Source organism: Subdoligranulum sp. DSM 23681 (genome assembly GCF_057005535.1).
On sequence record NZ_CM168050.1, the window covers coordinates 3,005,970 to 3,031,663 of the forward strand.

The window sequence follows — 25,694 nt, forward strand, 5'->3', positions numbered from 1 at the left end:
CCAAGAGCAAGGAGTAGAATCCCCACCCATGGACTTTTCTTATAAAACCACATTGGAGCTGGATAAGATCATCAATCGCGCGGTAGACCTCTGTGCCTGCCAGGAAACCAAGGAGCAAATGCGAACGATCCAGCCGTTTATGACCCCGGAGGAAGAGCGGTATGAGCTGAGCAAGACCAATGCTGTCAACAGCTTGCTGATTAAGAACGGCAGTCCCCGGTTTGGTGCTGTGAGCGGGGCCAAACGCATTGCCGCTCACGCAGTCAAGGGAGGAATCCTCTCAATGGGGGAACTGCTGGAGATTGCCGCTACCCTGCGCAATTTCCAGGGGCTGAGCCAATGGTATGGCCTGACCGAGCATGAGCCGCTGCCTACCGACGATCTGTTTTTTGCTTTGGCGTCGCAGCCTCAGCTGGAGCGCCAGATTACCGACAGCATCCTGTCCCCGGAAGAAATGGCTGATACAGCCAGCATCACTCTGCGGGATCTTCGCCGTAAAATTCGGGCTACCGAGGATTCCATCCGTACCAAGCTGGATTCCATCATCAAGAATTCCACCACCAACAAATTCCTGCAGGATGCGGTGGTGACCCTGCGCAACGGCCGGTATGTAGTGCCGGTGCGTTCGGAATATCGTGGTGAGGTAGGCGGCGTGATTCATGACGTTTCCTCTACCGGCGCTACCGTGTTTGTGGAACCCACGGCTGTGGTGGAGGCCAATGCCAAAATCATGCAGCTGCATGCCCAGGAGCAAGAAGAAATAACCCGCATCCTGTCTGCATTTTCGGCGCAGGTAGGAAGCCTGGAGCCCCAGTTCTCCTATAGCTATGATGCTATGTTGTCCATTGATTTGCTGCTGGCAAAGGCCCGTCTGGCTGTGGAACAGAACGCCTTCATGCCCCAAGTCAGCGACACATGCCGATTCTCGCTGAAAAAGGCCCGCCACCCCCTTATTGACAAGAAAAAGGTGGTTCCCGTCGATATTTCGCTGGGCGATGAATATGATACGCTGGTTATTACCGGCCCCAATACCGGCGGCAAGACTGTCAGCCTGAAAACCGCAGGTCTGCTCAATGCCATGGCCCAGTATGGCTTTTTGATTCCCGCGCACGAAAGCAGTTCTGTTTGCTGTATGCAGGAGTATTTGGTGGATATCGGTGATGAACAAAGCATCGAACAGAGTCTATCCACCTTCTCCGGCCATATGAAACGCATTACCGAGATCCTGCAGCTGGCTGGCCCGGATACACTGACCCTGCTGGATGAGCTGGGCGCCGGTACAGATCCGGCCGAAGGCGCAGCACTGGCGGTAAGCATTCTGGAAAGGCTGCGCCGTATGGGAACGCTGCTGATGGCCACCACCCACTATGCGGAGTTGAAGGTATATGCCTTGGAGACCCCCGGCGTGGTCAATGCCAGCTGTGAATTCAATGTGGAGAGCCTGATGCCAACCTATAAGCTCAGTGTTGGCGTGCCGGGTAAATCCAATGCTTTTCTGATCAGCGCAAAACTGGGAATTCCCGAGGATGTCATTGATGCAGCCCGTGCGCACATGTCCAATGACGACAAGCGTCTGGACAGTGTTCTGGCCCAGCTGGATGATATGAAACTGCGGCTGAAAAAGGCCGAAGATGAGGCGGAAGAGGCAAAGCATCAGGCAGAAAATGCCTTGGAAAGCGCCAAAAAAGAACGGGACGATCTGGTAAAGCGCGGGGAGGAAGAGCTGGAAAATGCCCGCAAGCAGGCCCGTGATATGATCCAGAAGGTGCAGAACGAAGCGTACGCCCTGACAGATGAATTGCGCCGTCTGCAAAAAGATGAAAAAGCCAGTGCGGCCCAACGCGCCGTCCGGGCCCGGGAAATCGCCCGCAGAGACACCGAAAAAATGCTGGCAGGAGCTGCATCCCGTCAGCCGGTGGCAGAGTATGTTCCTCTCAAGGAAGTCAAGGTTGGACAGGAAGTGGTCATCGCCGAACTGAATCAGACGGCGGTTGTGATGGCCCGACCGGATCGCGACGGTCTGGTGGAGGTCCGCGCCGGTATCCTGAAGACAAAAGTGCCGCTGTCCGGGCTCAAAGCTCCGGACAAGATGCAGAAAAAGCCGCGGCAATCCCAGGCTCCGCGCACCCACACCCGGGTTCAGCTGGACCATGACCGCAAAGCAAGCCTGGAATTGAATCTGTTGGGCTATACCGTGGAAGAAGCCATCGGCGAGGTGGATCGTTTCCTGGACGGTGCAGTCATGCGAGGACAGCATACGGTATACATCATCCACGGGCTCGGCACCGGCGCACTGCGCGCCGGCATCCAGAAGCATCTGCGCACCCACCGTCAGGTCAAGAGCTTCCGGTTGGGCGGCTATGGCGAAGGTGGCAGCGGTGTTACCGTTGTGGAACTGAAATGACGGCAGTCGCCCTGACCGGCTTGTTTGATATGCCATAAGGAAAGGAAGGCTGCGGATATGCAGGATGACTATATTCGTTCGCGCGGATTCGCATTGACCCTGGCCCGCCGCGCTGTGGATGATATTCGCCGGGATGAGTTCCGGCAGCTGCGCAACTATGTGGATCTCTGTCAAGCTCTGGCTCAGAAAACCCGATTCAACGGGTTCTTCACACAAGCACAGCAGGTTTTGCAGCGGGCTGACAGTTTGTACTATGCTTTGATCCAGAGTTTGCTGGAACGGGTGGATGCCGAACATTTATGTGCTTTCGGCGTCAACCTGGGCGTCGGCGGAGTCGTATATGGCGCGACTCGGCTGAAAGAGGAAATTGAGCGTACCGGTAAGCCTTCTGCCTGGATCAATACCGCCAACTGTGCGGCGATACAATTGGAAGAAGCAATGACACAGGCCGAACAGGCCGGACAGTATGTATGGGTTTTGTATGCGCAGGATGCGCAGGCTCTTCAAAAAGCCGTAATCCTTACAAAGCGGCACCCCTTTGCGGCGTTCCTGCTGGTAGCTGTGCCGGAGGTGATTGCGGCTGTACCGGCGGACCTGTTTGACGGATGCCACAATCTCAGTATTTGGCTGCTGTTGCCGGCCCCGGTCCTGGATCAAGAAACGGTCGAGGTGGCCAGCAGCCTGCGCAGCCATAAGCTTTTGTTCGGTCTTGCCATTTTGTTGGATGAAAAAAGCGTTGAGCAGGCAATGGATCCGTGTTGGTTGGAACAAATGGCCGAATGCGTGCCTTTTTGCCTGTATGCCCGAACGCCGGACATGAATCCTGATACGGCACAACGGCTGCGCAGCCGTGTGGTGCGCAGCCGTACCGAATCGGCTACACCGTTGCTGGTGTTTGTTGGGATGGTGACCTGTCTGCCATCAATAAACGAATTTCCGGGCAAGCCGTGGTGGGGGCACCGGTGGAAGCCCATCTGCCTTTCCCGTTTTCCCGGTAAATAAAAAGTGAATCCCGCAGCCTACAAAGGAAAGTAAGGCTGCGGGATTTGTTTTTTATGATTTTCAATCTTTTGGAGGCGCTGCTGAAGCGGTGCCGTCCAGCAGTTCATGCAGCAGATTGCTGTCATGGAGGGCCAACAGATATCCGGTCTGTTGGGAAAGTTCCCGTTCCATGCCGCCGCGCACCCAGGGCATCAAAACCCCCATGCCGGCTCCGGCCAGAAACTGGGATAAAAATTCCAGCTCGTCTGCGCGCATATCAGGGCGGCACTCACTTAAACGCTGCCGGTTATATTTCTGCATGAAATCGTATATGTATTCGGAAAGGCTGTTCTGCCCTGTGTAGGCCAAAGCGTTCTGATAGAAAACTTTATTCTGGCGGAAGTATTCTTCCAGACCCAACAAAATGTCCTGCCAACTTCCGTATTTTGTGTGTTCGAACAGAAAAGGAGTTACACCGGTCTGGAAATACCATGTTACCAGATCATACTTGTCGGCAAAATGGTAATAAAAGGTGTTCCGGCCAACGCCGGCCTTTTCTACAATATCGTTAACGGAGATTTTTTCCAACGGCATGGTCAGCATCAGCTGCTGCAGGCTTTGCGCCAGCAATAGTTTGGTTTGGCTGGTTTTGGGCATGGCCGGCTTCTCCTTCCGGGGTGACACATAGGTGAAAAACAGACGAATATTGTCTATATTATACCATATTTCTTAAAAATGGAACTGGGAATCCAACCTTATTTTGCCGAAACTGCGGCTCGAAAACGGTCTCTTTTTGAACAGATTTTCGGTTTTGACCATGTACAGGACCTTGTGATTGGCGCTAAAATAGGCCTAAAAATGGAGGGGATGTTGCCACAAGGCAGCTTTCCCCGCGTTTTTTGGAAAAAGGAGAGATGGTTATGCCGACCAATAAAATTGTTCATGCAGCACAGCGCGCGGCGTTCAGTGCTGCTATCGATGCAACCATTCATGCGGTGCGTGGGAAAGGCACCGAAAAGATGGCCGAAAATGCTGTGAAACTGATTGACTTGGGCGAACCCTTGCTGAAGGACCGGTATCCCGCCAGTGCTTTTGAGGCAGCACGCAAGTTGGTGCAGGATCCTAATGGCAAATGGATGCAGTTTGCCTACCGTGCCATCAACGAAATCGATCCCAATGTGCTCAAAATGAATGTGCTGAACCTGGTGTTTGAGGGCATGCTCAGCGGATATAACCAGGTGTGCGAGCTGCGGGAAAAATATGACTGCAACATGCCCTGGATCCTGCTGTTTGACCCCACTTCTGCCTGCAACCTTCATTGCAAGGGCTGCTGGGCGGCGGAGTACGGCAACCGCCTGAACCTCAGTTATGAGGATATGGATCGTATTGTGACGGAGGGCGAAGAGCTGGGAATCCACTGGTATATGATGACCGGCGGTGAGCCCATGTGCCGCAAGGACGACATCCTGAAGCTGGCGGAAAAGCATCAGACATCGGTGTTTCATCTGTTTACCAACGGAACGCTGATCGACGACGCATTCTGCGAGGAGGTCAAAAAAGTAGGCAATATGGCGTTCTTCCTGTCGGTAGAAGGTATCGAAGACGCCACAGATGATCGCCGCGGTGAGGGCGTGTTCAAGCGTGTCATGCATGCCATGGATCTGATGAAGAAGCACGGTCTGCTTTTTGGTACATCCATCTGCTACACCAGTGCCAACTACAAGGCCGTTACCGACGACGCTTTTATGGATATGCTGATCGATCATGGTGTGCGGTTCAACTGGTACTTCCACTATATGCCCATTGGTGCGGGAGCCAGCGTGGACTTGATGCTCAACCATGAGCAGCGGGAGTACATGTATCGTCGCGTTCGGGAGATCCGCGGCCTGACCGGCGGCAAACCTATTTTCTGCATTGACTTCCAGAACGATGGCGAATATGTGGATGGCTGCATTGCTGGCGGGCGTCAGTATGCCCATATCAACCCCAACGGCGATGTGGAACCCTGTGTTTTCATTCACTATTCCGGCGCCAACATCCACGAAAAGTCTTTGTTGGAATGCCTGCAGCAGCCGCTGTTCAAGGAATATCACAAGGGGCAGCCTTTCAACAAGAATCATCTGCGTCCCTGCCCCATGCTGGAAAATCCCGAATTTCTGGCGGGCATGGTGGAACGCAGCGGTGCGCACAGCACAGACATGGAAAAGCCTGAGTCTACCTCTGACGTGTATCGCCGCTGCAAGCCTTATGCGGATCAGTGGACTCCCACGGCCAATAAACTCTGGAACGAGTCTCATCCCGAAAAGCAAAACTGATTGTTTCTTTCCCCAATCTTCGTATTTGCACAAAACAAAGGTGCCCTGCTGCGGCTTGTCGGCCGCGGCAGGGCGCCTTTGTTTATAGATGCGCATTTTGCGCATTTTCTCACCCACAAAGGCATACACTTGGTATATCACCGCAAACGGGAAGGGGGACGGCGCTTGAAGACAGTGATCTACCTGGATGTATTGCTTCTGACCAACTTCCTTATCGCGTACGCTTTACTGACTGCTTCCGGACTGTTGGCGGGCAGGCAAGCGGGATTTGCCCGGATGTTGTTTGCCTCTCTTCTGGCCGCTGCCTCTTCCATGATACTGTTTGCCCCGGAGCTGCCCTATCCGGTGCAGCTGGCCTACAAGCTGGCGACGGCAGGCCTCATCGTGTGGGCTGCCTTTGGCATTCGGCCTTTTCGGGTCTGGCTCACAGCCCTGTGCTGGTACGCGGGATTGAATCTGCTGCTGGCGGGTTTGAGTATCCTGGTCATACTGCAAACAGATTCTCCGCTTGTCCAGACAGGCAACCTGGTGGTGTATCTGCGAATCCCGCCGCTGGTGCTGCTGTTGCTTGCAGGTGTATGCAGTCTGGTGGTGTGGGTCGTGCTCCGTTTCTTGCATGCGCCGCGCAGTCAGGAGCGGATCGCCGGAATTGAACTGGAACTGTGTGGTGCCACCGTTCGATTGCGGGCGGCATTGGATACCGGCTGTCATCTGAAAGACCCTGTTACATGTCTTCCCGTTCTGCTGGTCAGTTATCCGGATGCACGTTCCCGCCTTCCCGGGGCTGCCTGCCAGTTTCTCGACAGCTGGTTTGCGGGTCAGAACCCGGATGGGGTTGCAGCTGGCTTGTCTCTCAGGCTGATTCCCTGTGCAACGGCTGCCGGACGAAGTATTCTGCCCGGGTTTACGGTACAGCAGATCGGGCTGATTACCTCTCAGGGAGTCCTTTCACTGGGACGCTCGGCCATTGCATTTACCAAGCAATCTTTTTCTGCAGAATATGAAGCATTGTATGGCAGTGACTTTCTGTGAAGAGGGGGAGGAACTCTTATGAAAACAATGCAAAAAGTCGGACCGGCGCTGGGACGGCTGCTTCTGTGCCTGGGAGTACCGCAGGAACTGTACTACATCAACGGGCCGGATACTTTGCCTGCACCGCTGGATGCACAGGAAGAAAAAAGAGTCTTTGCTGATCTGGCAGCAGGCCATCCGGGGGCCAGGGATACCCTGATCACACATAATCTTCGTCTGGTTGTCTACATTGCAAAAAAGTTTGAGAGCCCTGCTGCCGGGGTGGAGGACATGATCTCCATCGGAACCATCGGATTGATCAAAGCGGTGAATACCTTTGAGCCGGATAAGAACATCAAACTTGCCACATATGCCAGCCGATGCATCGAAAATGAGATTCTTATGTATCTGCGCAAGAGCTCCAATCGTCGTCAGGATGCCAGTATCGACGAACCGCTGAACACGGACTCTGACGGCAATGAGCTTTTGCTGATGGATGTTCTGACCAGTGACGACGGGGAAGTGGGGGAGGAACTGGAACGCAGCGCCGAACGCACAGCGCTCCGACAGGCAGTGAACCGCCTGTCGGAGCGGGAGAGAACGATTATGGAAATGCGGTTCGGACTGAATGGACAGGCGGAACATACCCAAAAAGAGGTGGCCGACCGGATCGGCATTTCCCAAAGCTATATTTCACGGCTGGAAAAACGGATCATCAAACGCCTGCGCAGGGAGATCGAGACGGTGGTCTGAGCACAGCGGCTTTACAGTTCGGTGGCTGCACTTTGCTGCACGAAATCCGTAGCTACGCCTCCCAACAGATTCATCTGCGGATTCTGAGCGAACAGGGCAAAGTCGAAGCCGTCCCGTGTCCATTGCAGCATACCGTTTCGTCCGGGAGATTGGCTCTGTGTTACTGTTATTCCGTCAATCTGATAGGAATATACACTCTCATATTCCTGGTCAGAAAATTCATCGGGAATGTCCATAGTCCCGGCGGGAGCGGCGCGAAGTCTGGCCAGGATGTCAGGCGTGATCACGTACTCGATTTCAGCGGTGCCGTGATTGATCAGCCAAATGCGGCGAGGGACCAGGATCTCACTTTCCGGATGGGATGTGATGGCAAATCCGGCTGTGCGCGGGAAAGAGGGGGCTGAATATTCCTGTTGGACATTACCGGTGTCCGCTTCGTCTGTGGCGGGATGCAAAGTAATGAAAAGCGCCGCCGCTGTAGCCACAAAAAGAGCGGAAGCCAGCAGGAACAGATAGAACCAGATAAATTCGGGCATAGAAATCGACCTCCTTTGGGCCAGTCTATGCACCGGACATGTATACCGTGCAGATTTTACCAGTCATCCGTTTGTCTGCCGCAGTATCGGATCGCCCATACTGTTACACAAACGTAGACAGGGAGGATTGGCTGAACATGTACGCAGGAAAAGTGGAAATTTGCGGTGTCAACACATCGCAGCTGCCGGTTCTGACCGAACGGCAAAAAACGGAACTTTTGCTGGCGGCGCGCAGCGGCAATGCGGCAGCGCGGCAACAGATGATTCAGGGAAATCTGCGTCTGGTCCTCAGTGTGGTGCAGAAATTTTCCGGAAGAGGCGAAAATCTGGATGACCTGTTTCAGGTGGGATGTATCGGATTGATCAAAGCCATCGACAACTTTGACCCCACCCTGAAAGTGAGGTTCTCCACGTATGGTGTACCCATGATTGTGGGAGAAATCCGCCGATTTTTGAGGGACAACACACCGGTCCGTGTCAGTCGATCCATCCGTGATCTGGCTTACCACTCCATGCAAGCCCGAGAGGAACTGCAAAAGCAGACAGGACGGGAACCACGGGTGTCCGAAATCGCCCGGCGGGTAGGGGCGGCTCCGGAAAATGTGGCCATGGCACTGGAATCGGTGGTGGAGCCGGCCAGCCTTTCGGAACCGGCTTATAGTGACGGAGAGGATTCCGTCTCGCTGATGGACCGTGTCCCGGAAGCCGGTGGAGAAGAAAGCTGGATCAGCGGCATCATGTTCAAGGATACAGTCAAGGCGTTGTCTGACCGTGAACGCCGGATCATCTCTCTGCGGTATCTGGCGGGCAAGACGCAAGTGCAGGTGGCCAAAGAAATCGGCATCAGTCAGGCACAGGTGAGTCGTCTGGAAAAAAATGCTCTTTGCCGTATTCGGGACCAAATTTCCTGCTGCTGACAAAAAGAAGCACCCCGCTGTGTTTGCGGGGTGCTTCTTTATACCTGGTCCTGGGGCGGCTGTGCGGCAGCTTCGGCCGCTTCCTGCTCCCGCTTCATGTTGCGGATCAGGTTTCGGATATTGCGGGAATCGGGCAATTCCACCTTGCAAAGGCGGAGTGCGCGCTCAAAAGATTTATGGTTTTTGTACAGGATTCCGGTGATGCCCAGATTGTATGCTGCCTGGGCATTTTGCTTGTTGTCATCGATAAAGATGGATTCATCATAGGCCAGGTGGTATTTCTGCATCAGCAGCGTATAGATCTTGGGATCCGGCTTGCAGAGATGCACATCACAGGAAGCAATGCCCCCATCAAACAGGGGGAAAAAGTCCCGGCGGCTGATTTGTTCGAAGGTGTCGGACGCAATGTTGGAAAGATAGTACAGCTTATAGCCGGCCAGCTTCAGTTTGCACATGGTCTTCAGGGTACGCTGGTTGGTCTGCAGGATGCTCTCCCATTCGTCAATGACCGTCTGTACCTCAAAGGTGCGGCCGCAGCGTGCCGCGTTTTCCAGCATGATTCGGTTAGCGGTACCGCGGGAAATGTCACCGCGATCCAGATCTTCCCATTCCTTGCTGCCAAACGTCAGCGTGTAAACGATATCTTCCGCCTTTTTATTCATAAAACGGTCCATCAAAAAATCCTTGGGAGTAAAATTGACCACGACCCCGCCCAGATCAAAGATGATGTTCTTATACATACATAAAGCCCTCCGCTCGGAATGTTGCGCTTCTATTATACACGCAAACGGGCCAAGAAACAAACCCCAATCTGCCGCATATAGTAAATTCAGAGAGGAGGGGAGGCAATATGACGTTATATGAGTTGAGCCGTAAGGATGTTATTCAGACCCAGACCGGAGAAAATCTGGGAAGGGTAGACGATCTTGTACTGGAAGAAGACGGCGCCCGTGTCAGCCGGCTGGTCCTGCGTGGCCGCCCCCGATGGTTCGGGCTGTTTGGCCGTGATCAAGACCTGGAAATCGAGTGGAAGGACATCCGCAGCATTGGCGCCGATGTGATTATGGTGGATGTGCCACAGGCTCCGGCCAAAACAGCGTATCCCCGGCGGCATCGTTTCGGATGACCTTATTGGGGACGTGTGGCATAGAAATTGCCGCTTTCATCACAGGCTGCGTAAAAGACTTCACCTGTCTGTCCGATTCCGCAGCGGTGTAGCTGTTCTTGCAGCCAGACGCGATCACGGCCGCATTCTTTCAGATTGTTTTCCATGATGTTCCCATCCAGAATCAGATCATACCAGAGGGAGACCGGTGCGGGGGATTGCCCCACATCCTGCGCAGTGGCGGATTTGTATTCGCTGCGCGGCAGGAAGCTGATTTGGCCATTCGTCTCCAGAATAGCGCTTTCCAGCTCATTCAGATCATGGTATCCGGCCACGCGGGCTTGTGCCAGAAATTCATTCAGGTCAATCCCGGCGCGGCCAAGCTCTTTTTTGCGGATCACACCGTTTTTCATGAGCACGAGGGAGCGGCCATCGATCAAGATACGCAGCCAAAAGCTTTTGCAGGCACCGTAGTGTACCAGCCAGGTCACGGCACCGTAGACCAGCAGCGCGGTAAAGGGACGGTACCAGCTTTCCAGATTGGTGGCCATCTCAGCGGCAATAGAACCGACGGTGATGCTGTTGGCGTAGTCAAAAATGCTCATCTGTGAGATCTGACGTTTTCCGCCCAGGCGGGTTGTGGCAAACATGACAAGCAGAGAAACAAGACTGAAAAGAATGACCTGACCCACTTCCACTGCGATTTTCATGGTACATTGACCCCTTCGAATGTTTATAAGATTTTTTGCCGCAGACATTGTTACGGTCTGTCTCCGGACTATATTTCAATATTTTGTACGTTTTGTAACATATTATGCCATACGCTTGCTATTTGACGAAAAAGTCGCTACAATATACATTGTATTTTTGTACACCAACGGAAAAATGGCAGACGGAAGGGTGAGCCAGGGGTGCAGCAGGTCTTTATTATCAACCCCAAGGCAGGCAAAAAGGACGCCAGTCACTGGTTGATTCCGGCTATCCGGATGGCTGCCGACCAAGCGGGACTGAATCCTGAAATCTATTGCACGGAATGCGCCGGACACGCCCGCCGCCTGACGGAAAAATTGGCGCATGAGGGCCGACAGGTTCATATCTATGCCTGCGGCGGAGATGGAACCCTCAATGAAGTCCTGCAGGCGGCTGCCGGCAGGCAAAATATTGCTGTGGGATGTGTTCCCTGCGGCAGTGGAAACGATTTTGTGCGCAATTTCGGAACAGCGGAGGACTTTCTCGATATGTCCGCCCAGCTGCAGGCTGTTCCGGTGGCTTCGGATGCACTGTTGACTGATCTGGGTGTGGGGGTGGATATCTGTGCCGCCGGACTGGATGCGCAGGTTGCCTATGGGATTCCAAAATTCCGGCATCTGCCCGGATGCGGTGGGACCATGGCCTATTCCTTGTCCATTCTGCAGGCTATGCTGTCCCCCTTCGGGCATCGGCTTCGGCTGAGCCTTGACGGCGTTGAACAGACCGGAACCTACATGATGATGGCGGTCTGTAACGGGCGAATGTATGGCGGCGGATATGAAGCTGCTCCGTATGCCCGGATGGATGACGGGCTGTTGGATGTGGTGCTGGTCAAGCCCATGTCCCGGCTGCGCATCGCGTCGGTGCTGGCACTGTACCGGGAGGGGAAACACCTGCGGCCGGATGGTTCTGTGGAACCGTCTCTGACACGGTGGATGTCCTTTCAGCGTGCCCGCCGGGTCACACTGGAAGTGCTGGATTCACGGCCTATTGTTGCCACATTGGATGGAGAATGTGTTCCGGTGCGGCATCTGAATATAGAAAATGCGCCGGGGTGGCTGCGTTTGCTGCTTCCGCCCACGGTGCTGCAAAGTCAAACTGTACTTGCCGGGGCAGACCCGTGCATGGCAGGGGACACTGTCCCCGGGAGGGAAAAGAATGTCTGAACAGAAGGTCAAAGTCAAGGTGACCCACAATGTCGTGCATTTGCCGGCCATTGCGCTGCGCGGGCTTGTGGTGTTTCCCAACAATATCATTCATTTTGAAGTGGGCCGTGCCAAGTCCATTGCTGCCATTGAGGCGGCCATGCATGGCAACAGCAGCATTTTCCTGGTGGCCCAGAAGGAGACCGACACGGAAGAGCCGGTCGCGGAAGATCTGTATACATTCGGTGTAATCGCCGAAATCAAGCAGGTACTGCGTGTGTCGGACGAATTGGTCAAGGTTCTGGTGGAGGGAAAGACCCGCGCCAAACTGCTCTCGCTGGATGACACCGGCAAATATCTTATGGCTGAAGTGCGTACCGCTCCGGTACGCGGCATCCCGGCCAATAAGCGCAATCAGACCGAAGCTCTGGTGCGCAGCCTGAAAGACTGCTTTGAGGAGTACCTGTCGTACAGCCCGCAGATCTCCAAGGATATCGTTTACAATATTGTTTCTTCGGACAGTCCGCTGTATCTCAGCGAGTATATGCCCGCCAATTTGCTTTTCAAATATGAGGACAAGCAGGCCATCCTGAACGAATCCACCCTGTTGGGCCGCCTGGAAAAGCTGCTGATTCTGCTGCACCAGGAGTGTGACATCCTGTCCATTGAGAAGGACATCGACGACAAGGTCAACGTCCAGATGGACAAGAGCCAGCGGGATTATTATCTGCGGGAGCAGATGCACATCATCAGCGAAGAGCTGGGAGACAGCGAGGATACCCGTGCTGAGGCCGACAACTACCGGGAGAAAATCCGGACTTTGCATCTGGCGCAGGAAAGCGAAGAAAAGCTGCTGAAGGAATGCGACCGTCTGGCTCGCATGCAGGGCAATGCGGCAGAAATCAGCGTGATCCGCGGCTATCTGGATACCTGTCTGTCCCTGCCCTGGCATACCTATACCAAGGATGATTACGACCAGGGCCATGCCCGCCGTGTGCTGGACAAGGACCACTATGGCCTGCGCAAGGTCAAGGAGCGGATTCTGGAACTGCTGGCCGTGCGCAAGCTGAACACCGAGGTCAAAGGGCTGATCATCTGCCTGGTAGGCCCTCCGGGTGTGGGCAAGACTTCTATCGCCCGGTCCATTGCCGCCTGCATGAACCGCCAGTTTGCCCGTATGAGTTTGGGCGGCGTGCATGATGAAGCGGAGATCCGCGGCCATCGCCGTACATATATCGGCGCTATGCCGGGCCGCATCATCAACGCTATGATCAGCGCAAAGTCCTCCAACCCGGTCATCCTGCTGGATGAAATCGACAAGCTGGCAGGGGACTACCGGGGCGACCCGGCCAGCGCCCTGCTGGAAGTGCTGGACCCGGAACAGAACCGAACCTTCAAGGATAACTTCCTGGATATCCCCTTTGATCTGAGCGATGTGCTGTTCATCACCACGGCCAACGACGCTTCCACCATTCCGGGGCCGCTGCTGGACCGTATGGATGTGATCGAACTGCCCAGCTATACCCGCGTTGAAAAATTCAACATTGCCAAGCGGCATCTGCTGCCCAAGCAGCTGAAAAACAACGGTCTGACTGGTCGGGTGAGCCTGACCGCCGGAGCGCTCAATGCCATTATTGACAGTTATACCCGGGAGGCTGGCGTCCGCAGCCTGGAACGCACCATCACGGCTGTGCTGCGCAAGTGCGCCTTGAAGATTGCCTCCGGGGAAGTGGACCACATGAGCGTCACCGCGCCTATGCTGAAGAATCTGCTGGGCCCCGAAAAGGTCAAGCCCACCTTCATTTCCCGCAGCGATGCCGTGGGCATTGCCAACGGTTTGGCCTGGACCAGCGTGGGCGGTGAGATGCTGCCGGTGGAAGTCAGTGTCATCCCCAACGGCAACGGCAAAATCGAGCTGACCGGCAGCCTGGGTGACGTGATGAAGGAGAGCGCCCATCTGGCTGTCACCTATGCCCGCGTCCATGCCCAGCAGTACGACATTGCGGCCGATGCTTTCAAGAACATTGACCTGCATATCCATGCTCCCGAAGGGGCCGTGCCCAAGGACGGCCCTTCCGCTGGCGTTACCCTGACCACAGCTCTGATTTCGGCTTTGTCCGGATTGCCGGTACGCCATGATCTGGCCATGACCGGCGAGATCACCCTGCATGGCAGCGTGCTGCCCATCGGCGGCCTGAAGGAAAAGAGCATGGCTGCTTACCGGGAAGGTATCCACACCGTGCTGATCCCCAAAGACAACGAGTCCGACCTGTATGAGGTGGATGAGGAAGTGAAGAAGGCCATTCGGTTCGTACCGGTCAGCGACCTTTCCCAGGTGCTGAAGGAGGCCTTGATCCGTCCTGCGGTGGCTACACCCCGGGCGTCTGTCACTGTCCCGCCGGCCACCCAGCTTATTGCCACGGACGCTTCGGCGGCGAAAGAACCCGCCACTGTCATGTAAAGGAGCGTGAGGCATGAACTATAATCGCAGCGAATTTCAGGCTTCCTACGGCATTTCCAGCCAGCTGCCCGCCGCTGACCGTCCGGAATTTGCCTTTTCCGGCCGGTCCAATGTGGGCAAGTCCAGTCTGATCAACAAACTGTGCAACCGCAAGAATCTTGCCCGTGTCAGTGCTACACCGGGCAAGACGGCTACTATCAACTTTTACCGGGTGGACACGGCCTATTTTGTGGACTTGCCCGGATATGGGTTTGCCAAGGTCTCCAATGCCGAGCGCGCCCGCTGGGACGAGCTGATCAACGGCTACTTTGAGGCAGGCCGCCCGTTGAAACTGTTGGTCCAGTTGTTGGACTGCCGCCATGACCCCAGCGCAGATGACCGCCAGATGCTGGAATATCTGCGCTATCACCGGATCCCCTTTGTGGTAGTACTGACCAAGGCGGATAAGCTGAAAAAGTCGGAAGTGGCGCCTTGTCTGGCCCGGTTTGAGGAAATCTGTGCCGAATATGGCTGCCGCCGCGTCTTTCTTACCAGTGCCGAGAAGGGCACCGGCGTGGAAGAGGTGCGGGCCTGCCTGGATGCGCAGCTGGAGGCCGGGGACTGATGGCGTACAACGAATTTGCCTATTTTTATGATGAACTGAATGAGGCGGCGGACTACGACGCCTTGTATCAGTATGTTGTTTCGGAGCTGGCAGACCACGGTGTGACCGATGGGCTGCTGGCGGATCTAGGATGCGGCACCGGGGAACTGACCCTGATGCTGTCCCAGGCAGGGTACGATGTGATCGGCATTGACCGCTCGGAGGAGATGCTCAGCGTCCTGCGGGAAAAGGCGGACGAACTGGATATGACCGGCAAGGTCCTGCTCTTGCAGCAGGACCTTCTGCAGCTGGACCTGTACGGGACCATCCGGGCGGCGGTATCCACCTTTGACACCTACAACCATATCGGCCCCTTGGAAAATTTTGAAAAAGCGATTGCGAACGCGGCGTTCTTTATGGAAAAGGACGGCGTGTTCGTCTTTGACCTGAATACGCCCTACAAGCACGCCAAGGTGCTGGGCGGACAGACTTTTGATCTGGATGCCGAGGATGCCATCTGCCACTGGACAAACCAGTATGACGAGTCCAGCGGCCGGGTGGATATTCACATTGAGATCCGGGAAAAAGAAACAGGGGATACCTGGACGGAGGACTTCTCCGAATACAGCTACCCTCTTCCTGCCATACAAGCCTTGCTGGATAAGTACGGGTTTACGGTGACCCGGGTATCGGATGGGGAGGATTTCGGCCCCGTGCGCCCGGACAGCCAGCGCTGGATCATTACGGCTGTCAAACGCTATACACAAGAGGAGAAGTAAACCATGGCTCAAGACAATCTGCTGCGCGGTATTTCGGAAAACGGCGGCATTGTATTTTATGGGGTGGATTCCACCGATATCGTTCGTGAGATGGAGCGGATGCACAAGACCAGCGCCGTAACCACGGCGGCTTTGGGCCGCCTGCTGACGGCGGCCGCCATGATGGGGGCTATGCTCAAGAGCAGCAAGGACTCCCTGACCTTGCAGATCAAGGGAGGCGGCCCTGCAGGCCGTATAATGGCTGTTGCCGATGGGGAGGGTCATGTAAAGGGATACGTGCAGAACCCCGTTGTGGAGCTTCCTCCGCGGGCTGACGGCCATCTGGACGTGGGCGGCGCTGTGGGACACGACGGCACTCTGGACGTAATCCGGGATATGGGGCTGCGGGAACCCTATATCGGGCAGGTGCCCCTGGTCTCTGGCGAGATCGCCGAGGATGTGACCCGCTATTTTGCCGTCAGTGAGCAGACGCCTACCGTCTGTGCCCTTGGCGTACTGGTCAACGAAGATCTGAGTGTGCGCTGTGCCGGCGGCTTTATCGTGCAGCTGCTGCCCGGTGCCTTGGACAGTGAGATCGACCAGCTGGAAAAGAACATTGCCGCTATGCCCAGTGTTACCTCCATGATGGAGCAGGGCAAGACGGTGCGGGACATGCTGGACATGGCCCTGGCTACCTTTGACCCGGAGGTGCTGGATACCAGTTCCGTTGTTTACCATTGTGACTGCAGCGAGGAACGGGTGCATCGCATGCTGAAAAGTCTCGGCAGAAGTGAAGTGGAAAAATTGCGGGACGAAGACCCCCTGGCGGAAGTTCACTGCCAGTTTTGCGACAAAACGTACCGCGTTGACCTGAATGATTTGCTGAAAAATTGGCCTGTCAGCGCGGAAAATAAAAAAGTTTAATTTTTTTCAAAAAATGGAGAGAAAATGCTTGACAAATCGGGGTTGATGCAGTAAAATAACATTCGTCGCCCGGAGAGAGCACGACAAGCTGAAAGAAAGCGAAGCAAGCTAAACTCTCCAATATGCGGCCGTAGCTCATCTGGTAGAGCGCCACCTTGCCAAGGTGGAGGTAGCGAGTTCGAGCCTCGTCGGCCGCTCCATTAAGGGAGTTTAGCTCAGCTGGGAGAGCATCTGCCTTACAAGCAGAGGGTCAGCGGTTCGAGCCCGTTAACTCCCACTTGTGGCCCGGTAGTTCAGTTGGTTAGAACGCTAGCCTGTCACGCTAGAGGTCGTCAGTTCGAGCCTGATTCGGGTCGCCATTTGCCTCTGTAGCTCAGTCGGTAGAGCAGGGGACTGAAAATCCCCGTGTCATTGGTTCGATTCCGATCGGAGGCACCATTTTCTCTGGCGTTCTCTTTTGAAAAGAGAACGCGATATGCGGCCGTAGCTCATCTGGTAGAGCGCCACCTTGCCAAGGTGGAGGTAGCGAGTTCGAGCCTCGTCGGCCGCTCCAACAAAATAGCAAAGTACCGGCGCTAAGCCGGTATTTTGCTCATAAGGTGACGTGGCCAAGTGGTAAGGCAAGGGTCTGCAAAACCCTCATTCACCAGTTCAAATCTGGTCGTCACCTCCAAAAAAGCAGAGCGGACAAAATGTCCGCTCTGCTTTTTTATATTGTATGCTTTAGCGAAATGAGAACCCCCAGCTCTGCTGGGGAGAGTAAAAAAGCTTTAGCTTCAAGCATCGAGCGAAGCGAGAAGGGAGCAGCAACTTTACCATTGTCAAGAAAGCTGATCTTGGATAGACAGCGCCCGTTTACGGGCTGTAGGGCAAGTGATGCAAGTGGCGGATTTTTCAGTGCCTCTTGAGAGGCTTGCCGGTACGATGCCCTTCTAGGGCTTACACAAGCCCCCGGCTTAGCCGGGGGTCTTGACTTTGGCCCGAAATGGCAATGCCGTATTTAATTCAGCAGCAGAACAACTGCCTCCGCCAGGAGCGGGCACAGCATCAGCCCACAATAGAGAAGTTGTACAGCAAATTCTGCGGCAGCGTATGGCAGGGGATGTCTGGCCTTCAAAAGCGGCAGCAGGCTCCGGAAAAACACGCCTCGCTGCACGAAGATAAGCCCACTGGCCGCAAGGCGCCAGATCTGCAAAAGTATGCCACTGCTAATGATACACTTCAGAGCGACCACAAACGTCATCTCTGTCTGGTCAGGAGTGAGGAAACCTGATGCATTATGCCAGTGAACGGTCACTTGCAGAGGCAACGCAATCTGCATCCATATCCCCAGGGCAACAGTCAGCCAGAAAAAGGCGCTGCGGGCCCCACTCCACAGGATGCGGCCGGGCCGCAGCATGGCCACAAAGTCTTCCAGAGTGTCTTCTGAAGGAGGCTCCGGTGTACTGCCCGCGTGCATCAGCTGGGATAAACTCAGCCCTAGAGCATCCGCCAGCGGTTCCAAAGTGTTGATGTCAGGGAACCCAATGCCGCGCTCCCAGCGGCTCACAGCCTTGTCTGTGACATGAATGATATCGGCCAGTTCCGCTTGCGTCATTCCGCGTCCACGCCGCGTGTCGGCCAGAAAAGCTCCGAAAGTCTTTGCATCCATTTTGCGGCACCTCCTTTGGTATAACCATACCACCCACTGTGCCCAAAAGTAAACCTACGATTCCTTTACCTGCGAAAATACACAAAAACTCCCTCTGACGAAAGCTTGTCAGAGGGAGTTTCATGCTTATTTCAGGGTTCCGTCCAGAACCTGCTGATAATACCAGGGCTTCGGCGCGCGGAATACTTTGCCGGCAAGGGAAGCATACCGCTCATCCTTGATTTGCTTGGGAAATGCCAGCTCCCAGGCACACAGGGCCTGGTACTTCAGCTTGAGCTCCCGGTTGGCGGCATTGTTGCCATATTTGCTGTCACCCAGAATCGGGCAGCCGATGCTGGCCAGGTGTGCCCGGATCTGGTGGGTGCGTCCGGTGACCAGATGTACCCGCAGAAGGGCCAGACGGCCGCTCACAGCAATGGTGTCGTAGGAGGTGATGATTTCCTTGGCGCCGGGTTTCGGCGCATCCAGAACGCGTACCAGACCGCGCTCTGCGTCTTTCATCAAAAAGCCTTTCAGGGTATCGGCGGGCGGCACGGGGCGGCCAAAGGTCACGCACAGGTACGTCTTGCGGATCTGATGTTCCCGGATGGCATCGGTCAGGAACTGCTCCGTTTCGGCGTTTTTAGCCAACAGGATCAAGCCGCTGGTGCCGGTATCCAAGCGATGGCAAAGGCGGATGGAGCTTTCATTCTCCAGGCGCTTTTCCTCATACAATTTGCGCAGAACCCGGGCGCGCAGGGTATCCGCATCGTCCCCGTCCACCGGAATACCGGCAGGCTTCAGCGCTACAATCAGGTCGTCGTTTTCGTAAATCAGTTCAGCTGGCGCCCGACATCCAAGAAACCAGGGGCCGTCCTGTACAGTCAGCCCCAGCTGATCGTCCAGCAGATAAATGCGGATCACATCTCCGTTCTGTACCCGGGTGGACAGGGGCTGCTTTTTGCCGTTCAGTTTGATTTTGTTTTCCCGCAGGGCTTTGTTCAAGCGCCCGGGCCCCAGTACGGGGTACTGCTGCATCAGATACTTGTCCAGCCGTACCGGCAGCAAAGATTTTACTTTCAGTTCTTGCATGGGATCGTCTCCAGTTCCTGCCCCCACAAAACGGTGGCATCTTCAATTTCAAGGGTGACCATCAGCCACCCGGGATCACTGTCGTCTACGGTCAGAATGGGGTACGTCCTGCCGTCGGCGACGATGGCCGCGGCACTTTCCAGCTTGCGGCGGGTAAAGGGCGCGTCCGCAAAGCAAACGGTTTGTTTCGTGCTGTCCAGTACACCCCGGTTCCATAGAGCGTCAGTGTAATCGGCCAGCCGCAGGGGATAGTTTTCATCATAGGGAATACAGGCAGTGTCCAGCCCGCAGTCGGCCATACCGGGAGCAATCACGTACCAGCTGCCATCGGCGCCGTCAATGCGGCCGCACCAGACACCACTGTTTTTTACAGGCTCCACGGCTTGAAGAAAAGCGCCTTCGTCGGCAAATAAATACAGGGTATCACTGCGCAGTTCTCCTGTTGCCAGTTCCTGGCTGTACACTGTTCTCTGTGCTTCCAGGGCAGAGGCATCATATCGTGCAGCAAAAGGATCGTTGGTTGCCATTCCCAGATCGGCGGTATACAGTGCCAGGTGAAGTGCATCGGTCTGCAGTCCGCTCATGGAGGCGATGGAATTGTATCGTCCGGCTGCCTGCTGCCAGAAATCACTGGTCATGGAGGAGGGAAATGCATCCTGCTTCTGCGCTTCGGCGAAAGCTTGCCGGCGCTGCATCAGCCCTGGCATCAGGTCAATGAGCTGTAAAACCGTCAAAATTGTCAAGCCGGCAATGACAATATGTCGGTGCTTGAGAAGGCGAGAAAATCCCACACAGACAGCCAGCATAAGCAGATAATACACAGGCCAGAACATTCGGCCGCCGGAACGGAATACGGAAAACACCTTGATCAAAGCTGATGGCAGAGGTAAAGTGGCCAGAGTGGCTCCATTGGCGGTGATGACGTGACTTATCGCAAAGGCCGTCAGGATAATACTGACAAGACATAAGGCCCGGTGGCGGCAAATCAGTGCCCATAGCTTTTTGGGAGCTTTGAATAGCATCCGGATCAGGCATATAAAAAGACCAGCCAGCACGCCAAATCCCAGATAGGCGAAGGCATCGTAGTTGCCCCCTACCTGGTTCTGTTTGGGCAAAAAGAAGCTCCAATCTACGCCATTGACGCCGGCAGGGTTCCACAAGCTGTTCAGATTCATTCCAAAATAGCCGTATAATGCGTCGCTTCCACCAGTGGCTGTTCCGTAAAAAAGTCCGAACATCCATCCGGCTGCAACGGTCAGGGCCAGGTCTGCCAGAAGCCAGAGCGCCGGACTCAGATACCGATGCCGAGATACCGCATACTCCAACAGCAATGCGAAGGTAATGGCATATGTCATGGGAACAAAATAGGGATGTATGGTAATGGTCAGGATATTGAGCGCAAAAAGCCCCCGGAAGCAGTAGCGACCGCTGCGTCGGCCGAGAAAATAAAAGTATAAAGCTGCCAGGATGAAGAAGTGTGCGGCCAGAGAGGTATGGCGAAGTGCACGCTCCCATAGGATTGGGCTGAAAATGAACAGCAGGTCCGCCAGTAAAGGGCCGGTGATTCCATCCAGGAAGAGCCCCAGGAGCCTTGCACCTGCGGCGCCCTGGGCCATCAGACAAAGCAGGGTAAACCACCCGAAATATTGAAAGGTGGCAGGGAGGAGTGGGGACAGAAAACGGAAGAACGCAGCCAAGAGGGGAATGGAGTCGGTATAAGCAACACTCAGTCCTTGCGGGGCGTTGATGTTATCGGTCACGCATAGCGGAAAGGACAAATCACTTTGCCGATAAAAAAGCCAACCGGCATAGTGCTGTTGGATATCCTTTTCAATGTATCCGCCGCGACAAAAACTATCGTTGGTCACATCCAAGGGAGAAAGGCCAAAGATGAGTAAAAAGGCGACCGCCCCCAGAACGGCGCCGCCTAAAAGCAAAAGGCCGTCTCTGCGTTTGTCTGCGGCTGTATGCATCCTGTTCATCCCTCCAAATTTGTTTGCTGGCATAATATCCTCATTTTATCATAAGAAAATATACTTGCGCAACGTTTGCGAAAAGCCTCCGCGAATGATTGTTATACCGGCATCATATAAAGAGGGAACAGCCGGAAAACAGAGTTGCTGGAATGATCTGGGCGTCTTGCGCTGCTGCCAGTATAGCACAGAAGTTTCAGGGACGGTATGCCCTGCGGTAAGAAGAGGACAAGGATCTGCATTGACATTTTGTCACGGGTGCGATACAATTACAAAGTTAAGAATAGGCCGCCATGGTGAAATTGGCAGACACAAAGGACTTAAAATCCTTCGGAAGCGATTCCGTACCGGTTCGACCCCGGTTGGCGGCACCAGGAAAAGCAGACCGCTTTTGTGGTCTGCTTTTTCTTCTTTATTCGTATCGGAAATCATTTGCCGGAGGGGGAAAAGTGGGGCAGGAACTTCATTTTGTATTGAAAAAAGGCTGAAAAATCACAAAAATGCTTGTATCTTGCGTCAATTTCGTTTATACTTATGTGTTGTATGTTCGGTCACTGTGCCGTACTACATCCCGTCAATAGAGGAAGCACCCGCGGGGTGCTCAAGAACGAGTCTGCAGGAGGGGAAGCATCCATGTCTGATTACCGTAAGATGACCAAAGAAATGCTCCTGGCTGAAAAGGCCAAACTGGAAAAGTCCTATGCCGATTTCAAGGCACTGGGGCTCAAGCTGAATATGGCCCGCGGCAAACCGGGCCCGCACCAGATGGACCTTGCCATGGATCTGCTCAAGATGAGTGATTACACCACCGAGGACGGCACTGATGCCCGCAACTACGGCAACCTGGAAGGCCTGCAGGAAGCCCGTGTTCTGTTTGGCGAAGTTATGGGGGTCAAGCCGGAAAATGTCTTTGTGGGCGGCAATTCCAGCCTGCAGCTGATGTACAATCTGGTGGCCATCGGCTATACCTTTGGTTTCCAGGACTCTCCGTGCCCTTGGTCTGCGGTGGAAAAACCGAAGTTCCTGTGCCCGGTTCCCGGCTATGACCGCCATTTCCGCATTACCGAGGAATTCGGTATTGAGATGATCAATATTCCCATGACCCCCACCGGTCCCGACATGGATATGGTGGAAAATCTGGTGGCTGAGGACGCTTCCATCAAGGGTATCTGGTGTGTGCCGCAGTATTCCAACCCGGACGGCTACACCTACAGTGATGAGACTGTGCGCCGTTTCGCCAGCATGAAGACGGCAGCTCCCGACTTCAAGATCTTCTGGGACGAGGCCTATATTGTCCATCACCTGACCGATGAGATCATCGAGACGCCGGTCCTGCTGGAGGAGAGCCGTCAGTACGGCAATGAGGACCGCGTCTTCATGTTCACTTCCACCAGCAAGATCACCTTCCCCGGCGCTGGCGTGTCTGCTCTGGCCTGCAGCGAGAACTCCATGAAGTATGTCTGCAAGCGCTTCGAGGTCATGATCATCAGCTATGACAAGATGAACCAGCTGCGCCATGTCCGGTTCCTGAAGAACAAGGCGGGCGTTCTGGCGCATATGCAGAAGCATCGCCGTCGTCTGGTGCCCTGCTTTGATGCCGTCAAGTGCACCTTGGCCCATGAGCTGACCCCCTGCGGCGATATCGCCCACTGGACCAACCCCAAGGGCGGTTACTTCATCAGCCTGTATGTGATGCCCGGTTGCGCCAAGCGTGTGGCGGAGCTGTGCAAGCAGGCCGGCCTGGTGCTGACCGGTGCGGGTGCTGCTTATCCTTATGGCCGCGACCCGGAAGATTCCCACCTGCGCATTGCGCCGACCTATCCCAGCCTGGATGAGGTTGAAAAAGCGTCTTTGCTGCTTACCGTCTGCGTGCGTCTGGCAGTTGTGGAAAAGCTGCTGGCCGAACAGGAGTAAGCTTCGGACCCTGCGGTCCGGCATAGAAGTCCTGCCCGAGCGGGCAAATTTTGGAGGTACCTAATGAACAAAAGAGGGAAGTCATGGCGCTTTTTTGCCATGGCGGCGCTGATCATTGTGTTTTCACTTTCGGCGCTCTTGGGCTTCAGCTATCAGTATGGTGACACCAAGACCACCTACCTGAAAGGTGCTGGCGACATTCGTTTTGGCATTGATATCCGTGGCGGTGTTGATGTCACATTCATGCCTGCGGATGACATCGATGCTACGGATACCCAGATGGAAGCAGCCAAGACGGTTATTGAGGATCGTCTGGTTGGCCTGGGCATCACCGACTACGAAGCCTATGTGGACAACAATAAGGACCGCATCATCGTGCGTTTCCCCTGGAAGAACGACGAGAGCGATTTTGATCCGCAGAGCGCCATTGATGAGATCGGTACCACCGCCCAGATGGTCTTCCGTAAGGGAAGCACCGCGGACGGCGAGGAAATTCTGACCGGTGACGATGTGGATTCTGCTATGGCAGGGTATCTGCAGAACGAAGGAAATGTCGTTCAGCTGAAGTTCACCTCTTCCGGTGCGGAAAAGTTTGCCGATGCCACCACCGAACTGGCTCCCAGCAATGGCACCATCAGCATCTGGCTGGATGATGAAAACATCAGCACTGCATCGGTGGAATCCGCCATCACCAATGGCGAGGCTATTATCAAGGGTAGCTTTACTGCGGATGAGGCTGCCACTCTGGCAAACCAGATCAATTCCGGCGCTTTGCCGTTTGCTCTGTCTGCGGAGAGTTATTCTACGATCAGCCCGACCCTGGGTGCCCGCAGCCTGGAAGTTATGGTGCTGGCCGGCGTCATCGCTTTTATTGCGGTAGCATTGATCATGATCATCCGGTACCGCCTGCCCGGTACCATTGCGGCCCTGTCTTTGTTTGGACAGGTTGCTGCCACTCTGGCAGTGGTTTCCGGCTACTTCCCGGTGTTCTCCGGTTCTACCCTGACTTTGCCCGGTATTGCCGGTATCATTCTGGGCATTGGTATGGGTGTTGACGCCAACGTCATTACTGCCGAGCGTATCCGTGAGGAACTGGGCAAGAAGAAGACTCTGGATGGCGCCCTCACCAACGGCTTCAAGATGGGTCTGACCCCCATTATTGACGGAAACGTGACCATTGTGATCGTGGCCGCTATCCTGATGGGCGCCTTCGGCCCCACCGACGGTTTCTGGGCCAAGGTCTTTACTCCGGTGTTTGGTTGGTTCGGTCCTTCCACCGCCGGCACCATCTACTCCTTCGGCTTTACCTTGCTGACCAGCGTGCTGCTGAACTTCGTGTTTGGCGTGTTCGCTACCCGGGTGATGCTGCGCGGTGCGTCTGCCATCAAGGCGCTGCGCAATCCCTGGCTGTACGGCGGTGCCAAGTCTGGCGAAACCCCGCCGTACAAAGTCCCCCACATCAATTTTGTGGGCAACCGCAAGAAGTATTACATCTTCTCTTCTGCGCTCATCGTGATTGTTCTGGTGTACAGTCTGGTTTTCGGCGTTTCCATGGACGTGGAGTTCAAAGGCGGCGTCGTGCTGACTTTGGGGTATGAAAACAGCCTGGATCTGGATGCCGTGGAGAAAGCTGTCAGTGCCAACGTGGAACAGAGCAATCTGAACCTGCAGACCGGCACCGACATCACTGGCCGCCAGACCCTGACGGTGACCTTGCCCGGTAGTGAGAATCTGACCACCGATGAAATGGACAGCCTGCTCACCAGCCTGAACGAACAGTTCCCGGACAATGCTTTTGAGGAAAACGAAATCAGCAACGTGAACCCCACCATCGGTAAGGAGTTCCTGTTCAAGAGCCTGGTGGCCGTGGTCACCGCCTGTGTGCTGATTCTTCTGTATGTGGCATACCGCTTCCGCAAGGTAGGCGGTATGCAGGGCGGCGCTACCGCTATTGTGGCATTGCTGCATGACATGTTCGTGGTCTTCGGTGTGTTTGCCATCCTGCGCATTCCCCTGAACGGAAACTTCATCGCCGCCATTCTGACGATCCTGGGCTATTCTATCAACGATACCGTCGTTATCTACGACCGTATCCGCGAAAACACTGCCCTGTACGGCAAGCGCCGTATGCCGCGTTCTGAGCTGGTTAACCTGTCCATCAACCAGAGTTTCGGCCGTTCGCTGATGACTTCCATCACCACCTGTGTGGCGCTGGGTATTGTCTGCGTGGTTTCCGTGGTCTTCAAGCTGGACAGTATCTTCACCTTCGCACTGCCGCTGCTGTTCGGTATGATCAGTGGTGTGTACAGCACGGTTTGCATTGCCAGCCAGCTGTGGCTTGATTGGCAGAATAAGACCAATCCTGAAGCGGTCAAGAAGAACTCCTGAGGCTGTAGATTGGTTGCTGCGTTTTAACGCTGTCCCTGTTGGGGGCGGTGTGTT

Annotated in this window: 21 protein-coding genes and 7 tRNA genes; 21 read left to right on the top strand and 7 right to left on the bottom strand. The window is 54.8% G+C overall.

The window, feature by feature from the left end:
* The first annotated feature begins 28 nt into the window (after positions 1 to 28).
* Together AC127K_RS13900 and AC127K_RS13905 are read left to right on the top strand one after the other, a co-directional pair.
* A complete protein-coding gene (locus tag AC127K_RS13900) occupies positions 29 to 2,404 on the top strand; it encodes an endonuclease MutS2 (protein ID WP_483721020.1) in 2,376 nt (791 codons plus the stop codon).
* Positions 2,405 to 2,461: 57 nt separating this feature from the next.
* A complete protein-coding gene (locus tag AC127K_RS13905) occupies positions 2,462 to 3,406 on the top strand; it encodes a hypothetical protein (RefSeq protein ID WP_483721021.1) in 945 nt (314 codons plus the stop codon).
* Positions 3,407 to 3,466: 60 nt separating this feature from the next.
* Here the strand turns inward: AC127K_RS13905 and AC127K_RS13910 are convergent, their stop codons facing one another.
* On the bottom strand, positions 3,467 to 4,042 hold the full coding sequence (locus tag AC127K_RS13910; RefSeq protein WP_294540796.1) for a TetR/AcrR family transcriptional regulator C-terminal domain-containing protein: 576 nt from the start codon (positions 4,040 to 4,042) through the stop codon (positions 3,467 to 3,469).
* A gap of 263 nt (positions 4,043 to 4,305) precedes the next feature.
* Here AC127K_RS13910 and AC127K_RS13915 point away from each other — a divergent pair, with 263 nt between their 5' ends.
* From AC127K_RS13915 to sigK, 3 genes are all read left to right on the top strand, one after another.
* Entirely contained in the window at positions 4,306 to 5,700 is a 1,395-nt protein-coding gene (locus tag AC127K_RS13915) for a radical SAM/SPASM domain-containing protein (protein ID WP_294540794.1), read from the top strand.
* 174 nt (positions 5,701 to 5,874) lie between these two features.
* A complete protein-coding gene (locus tag AC127K_RS13920; RefSeq protein ID WP_483722201.1) occupies positions 5,875 to 6,732 on the top strand; it encodes a sigma-E processing peptidase SpoIIGA in 858 nt (285 codons plus the stop codon).
* 27 nt (positions 6,733 to 6,759) lie between these two features.
* Complete coding sequence (sigK, locus tag AC127K_RS13925) at positions 6,760 to 7,464, top strand: RNA polymerase sporulation sigma factor SigK (RefSeq protein WP_483722202.1); 705 nt, start codon at positions 6,760 to 6,762, stop codon at positions 7,462 to 7,464.
* Positions 7,465 to 7,475: 11 nt separating this feature from the next.
* Here the strand turns inward: sigK and AC127K_RS13930 are convergent, their stop codons facing one another.
* Positions 7,476 to 8,000, bottom strand: a complete 525-nt coding sequence (locus AC127K_RS13930; RefSeq protein WP_294540789.1) for a hypothetical protein — start codon at positions 7,998 to 8,000, stop codon at positions 7,476 to 7,478.
* Positions 8,001 to 8,137: 137 nt separating this feature from the next.
* On the opposite strand from AC127K_RS13930, the gene AC127K_RS13935 reads away from it, so the two are divergent.
* Positions 8,138 to 8,917, top strand: a complete 780-nt coding sequence (locus tag AC127K_RS13935; protein WP_483721022.1) for a SigB/SigF/SigG family RNA polymerase sigma factor — start codon at positions 8,138 to 8,140, stop codon at positions 8,915 to 8,917.
* A 38-nt stretch (positions 8,918 to 8,955) separates the two neighbouring features.
* On the opposite strand, the gene AC127K_RS13940 is transcribed toward AC127K_RS13935, so the two are convergent.
* Positions 8,956 to 9,657, bottom strand: coding sequence for an HAD family hydrolase (locus AC127K_RS13940; RefSeq protein WP_294540785.1), 702 nt, complete (start codon positions 9,655 to 9,657; stop codon positions 8,956 to 8,958).
* 110 nt (positions 9,658 to 9,767) lie between these two features.
* Between AC127K_RS13940 and AC127K_RS13945 the strand changes: the two genes are divergently transcribed.
* The gene (locus AC127K_RS13945) at positions 9,768 to 10,043 is read left to right on the top strand and encodes a YlmC/YmxH family sporulation protein (RefSeq protein WP_483721023.1); all 276 of its coding nucleotides are present in this window, start codon (positions 9,768 to 9,770) and stop codon (positions 10,041 to 10,043) included.
* Positions 10,044 to 10,045: 2 nt separating this feature from the next.
* Here the strand turns inward: AC127K_RS13945 and AC127K_RS13950 are convergent, their stop codons facing one another.
* Complete coding sequence (locus tag AC127K_RS13950; protein ID WP_294540781.1) at positions 10,046 to 10,732, bottom strand: DUF421 domain-containing protein; 687 nt, start codon at positions 10,730 to 10,732, stop codon at positions 10,046 to 10,048.
* 201 nt (positions 10,733 to 10,933) lie between these two features.
* Here AC127K_RS13950 and AC127K_RS13955 point away from each other — a divergent pair, with 201 nt between their 5' ends.
* The 11 genes from AC127K_RS13955 to AC127K_RS14005 all read left to right on the top strand — a co-directional run bounded on the left by AC127K_RS13955 (position 10,934) and on the right by AC127K_RS14005 (position 17,316).
* Positions 10,934 to 11,938 carry a diacylglycerol/lipid kinase family protein gene (locus AC127K_RS13955; protein WP_483721024.1) on the top strand — a complete coding sequence of 335 codons (1,005 nt, stop codon included), beginning with the start codon at positions 10,934 to 10,936 and terminating at the stop codon, positions 11,936 to 11,938.
* Positions 11,931 to 14,378, top strand: coding sequence for an endopeptidase La (gene lon, locus AC127K_RS13960; protein ID WP_483721025.1), 2,448 nt, complete (start codon positions 11,931 to 11,933; stop codon positions 14,376 to 14,378). The genes AC127K_RS13955 and lon overlap by 8 nt, the downstream gene beginning before the upstream one ends.
* Positions 14,379 to 14,391: 13 nt before the next feature.
* The gene (yihA, locus tag AC127K_RS13965; protein ID WP_294542898.1) at positions 14,392 to 14,982 is read left to right on the top strand and encodes a ribosome biogenesis GTP-binding protein YihA/YsxC; all 591 of its coding nucleotides are present in this window, start codon (positions 14,392 to 14,394) and stop codon (positions 14,980 to 14,982) included.
* Positions 14,982 to 15,740, top strand: coding sequence for a class I SAM-dependent DNA methyltransferase (locus tag AC127K_RS13970; RefSeq protein WP_483721026.1), 759 nt, complete (start codon positions 14,982 to 14,984; stop codon positions 15,738 to 15,740). The genes yihA and AC127K_RS13970 overlap by 1 nt, the downstream gene beginning before the upstream one ends.
* 3 nt (positions 15,741 to 15,743) lie before the next feature.
* The gene (hslO, locus tag AC127K_RS13975) at positions 15,744 to 16,643 is read left to right on the top strand and encodes an Hsp33 family molecular chaperone HslO (protein WP_483721027.1); all 900 of its coding nucleotides are present in this window, start codon (positions 15,744 to 15,746) and stop codon (positions 16,641 to 16,643) included.
* 124 nt (positions 16,644 to 16,767) lie between these two features.
* Positions 16,768 to 16,843 (top strand) — tRNA-Gly (locus AC127K_RS13980).
* Positions 16,844 to 16,847: 4 nt separating this feature from the next.
* Positions 16,848 to 16,920: transfer RNA gene (locus AC127K_RS13985), tRNA-Val, on the top strand.
* Positions 16,921 to 16,925: 5 nt separating this feature from the next.
* Positions 16,926 to 17,002, top strand: a tRNA-Asp gene (locus AC127K_RS13990).
* A gap of 3 nt (positions 17,003 to 17,005) precedes the next feature.
* Positions 17,006 to 17,081 (top strand) — tRNA-Phe (locus AC127K_RS13995).
* 39 nt (positions 17,082 to 17,120) lie between these two features.
* Positions 17,121 to 17,196 (top strand) — tRNA-Gly (locus AC127K_RS14000).
* 45 nt (positions 17,197 to 17,241) lie between these two features.
* Positions 17,242 to 17,316: transfer RNA gene (locus AC127K_RS14005), tRNA-Cys, on the top strand.
* Positions 17,317 to 17,643: 327 nt separating this feature from the next.
* On the opposite strand, the gene AC127K_RS14010 is transcribed toward AC127K_RS14005, so the two are convergent.
* From AC127K_RS14010 to AC127K_RS14020, 3 genes are all read right to left on the bottom strand, one after another.
* Positions 17,644 to 18,294 carry a helix-turn-helix domain-containing protein gene (locus tag AC127K_RS14010; protein WP_483721028.1) on the bottom strand — a complete coding sequence of 217 codons (651 nt, stop codon included), beginning with the start codon at positions 18,292 to 18,294 and terminating at the stop codon, positions 17,644 to 17,646.
* Positions 18,295 to 18,420: 126 nt separating this feature from the next.
* Positions 18,421 to 19,365, bottom strand: a complete 945-nt coding sequence (locus AC127K_RS14015; RefSeq protein ID WP_483721029.1) for an RluA family pseudouridine synthase — start codon at positions 19,363 to 19,365, stop codon at positions 18,421 to 18,423.
* Positions 19,353 to 21,338 carry a DUF6311 domain-containing protein gene (locus AC127K_RS14020; RefSeq protein ID WP_483721030.1) on the bottom strand — a complete coding sequence of 662 codons (1,986 nt, stop codon included), beginning with the start codon at positions 21,336 to 21,338 and terminating at the stop codon, positions 19,353 to 19,355. Before AC127K_RS14020 ends, AC127K_RS14015 begins: the two co-directional genes overlap by 13 nt.
* Before the next feature lie 287 nt (positions 21,339 to 21,625).
* Between AC127K_RS14020 and AC127K_RS14025 the strand changes: the two genes are divergently transcribed.
* The 3 genes from AC127K_RS14025 to secF all read left to right on the top strand — a co-directional run bounded on the left by AC127K_RS14025 (position 21,626) and on the right by secF (position 25,640).
* A tRNA-Leu gene (locus AC127K_RS14025) sits at positions 21,626 to 21,712 on the top strand.
* A gap of 259 nt (positions 21,713 to 21,971) precedes the next feature.
* Positions 21,972 to 23,252, top strand: a complete 1,281-nt coding sequence (locus AC127K_RS14030; protein WP_483721031.1) for an aspartate aminotransferase type Ic — start codon at positions 21,972 to 21,974, stop codon at positions 23,250 to 23,252.
* Positions 23,253 to 23,315: 63 nt separating this feature from the next.
* A complete protein-coding gene (gene secF, locus AC127K_RS14035; protein ID WP_483721032.1) occupies positions 23,316 to 25,640 on the top strand; it encodes a protein translocase subunit SecF in 2,325 nt (774 codons plus the stop codon).
* Positions 25,641 to 25,694 lie beyond the last annotated feature (54 nt).

What these genes read in the sequence shown, in the direction of transcription:
- AC127K_RS13900 (WP_483721020.1), top strand. Translation starts at nt 29, where the DNA reads ATGGACTTTTCTTATAAAACCACATTGGAGCTGGATAAGATCATCAAT.
- AC127K_RS13905 (WP_483721021.1), top strand. Translation starts at nt 2,462, where the DNA reads ATGCAGGATGACTATATTCGTTCGCGCGGATTCGCATTGACCCTGGCC.
- AC127K_RS13910 (WP_294540796.1), bottom strand. Translation starts at nt 4,042, where the DNA reads ATGCCCAAAACCAGCCAAACCAAACTATTGCTGGCGCAAAGCCTGCAG.
- AC127K_RS13915 (WP_294540794.1), top strand. Translation starts at nt 4,306, where the DNA reads ATGCCGACCAATAAAATTGTTCATGCAGCACAGCGCGCGGCGTTCAGT.
- sigK (WP_483722202.1), top strand. Translation starts at nt 6,760, where the DNA reads ATGCAAAAAGTCGGACCGGCGCTGGGACGGCTGCTTCTGTGCCTGGGA.
- AC127K_RS13930 (WP_294540789.1), bottom strand. Translation starts at nt 8,000, where the DNA reads ATGCCCGAATTTATCTGGTTCTATCTGTTCCTGCTGGCTTCCGCTCTT.
- AC127K_RS13935 (WP_483721022.1), top strand. Translation starts at nt 8,138, where the DNA reads ATGTACGCAGGAAAAGTGGAAATTTGCGGTGTCAACACATCGCAGCTG.
- AC127K_RS13940 (WP_294540785.1), bottom strand. Translation starts at nt 9,657, where the DNA reads ATGTATAAGAACATCATCTTTGATCTGGGCGGGGTCGTGGTCAATTTT.
- AC127K_RS13945 (WP_483721023.1), top strand. Translation starts at nt 9,768, where the DNA reads ATGACGTTATATGAGTTGAGCCGTAAGGATGTTATTCAGACCCAGACC.
- AC127K_RS13950 (WP_294540781.1), bottom strand. Translation starts at nt 10,732, where the DNA reads ATGAAAATCGCAGTGGAAGTGGGTCAGGTCATTCTTTTCAGTCTTGTT.
- lon (WP_483721025.1), top strand. Translation starts at nt 11,931, where the DNA reads ATGTCTGAACAGAAGGTCAAAGTCAAGGTGACCCACAATGTCGTGCAT.
- yihA (WP_294542898.1), top strand. Translation starts at nt 14,392, where the DNA reads ATGAACTATAATCGCAGCGAATTTCAGGCTTCCTACGGCATTTCCAGC.
- AC127K_RS13970 (WP_483721026.1), top strand. Translation starts at nt 14,982, where the DNA reads ATGGCGTACAACGAATTTGCCTATTTTTATGATGAACTGAATGAGGCG.
- hslO (WP_483721027.1), top strand. Translation starts at nt 15,744, where the DNA reads ATGGCTCAAGACAATCTGCTGCGCGGTATTTCGGAAAACGGCGGCATT.
- AC127K_RS14010 (WP_483721028.1), bottom strand. Translation starts at nt 18,294, where the DNA reads ATGGATGCAAAGACTTTCGGAGCTTTTCTGGCCGACACGCGGCGTGGA.
- AC127K_RS14015 (WP_483721029.1), bottom strand. Translation starts at nt 19,365, where the DNA reads ATGCAAGAACTGAAAGTAAAATCTTTGCTGCCGGTACGGCTGGACAAG.
- AC127K_RS14020 (WP_483721030.1), bottom strand. Translation starts at nt 21,338, where the DNA reads ATGCATACAGCCGCAGACAAACGCAGAGACGGCCTTTTGCTTTTAGGC.
- AC127K_RS14030 (WP_483721031.1), top strand. Translation starts at nt 21,972, where the DNA reads ATGTCTGATTACCGTAAGATGACCAAAGAAATGCTCCTGGCTGAAAAG.
- secF (WP_483721032.1), top strand. Translation starts at nt 23,316, where the DNA reads ATGAACAAAAGAGGGAAGTCATGGCGCTTTTTTGCCATGGCGGCGCTG.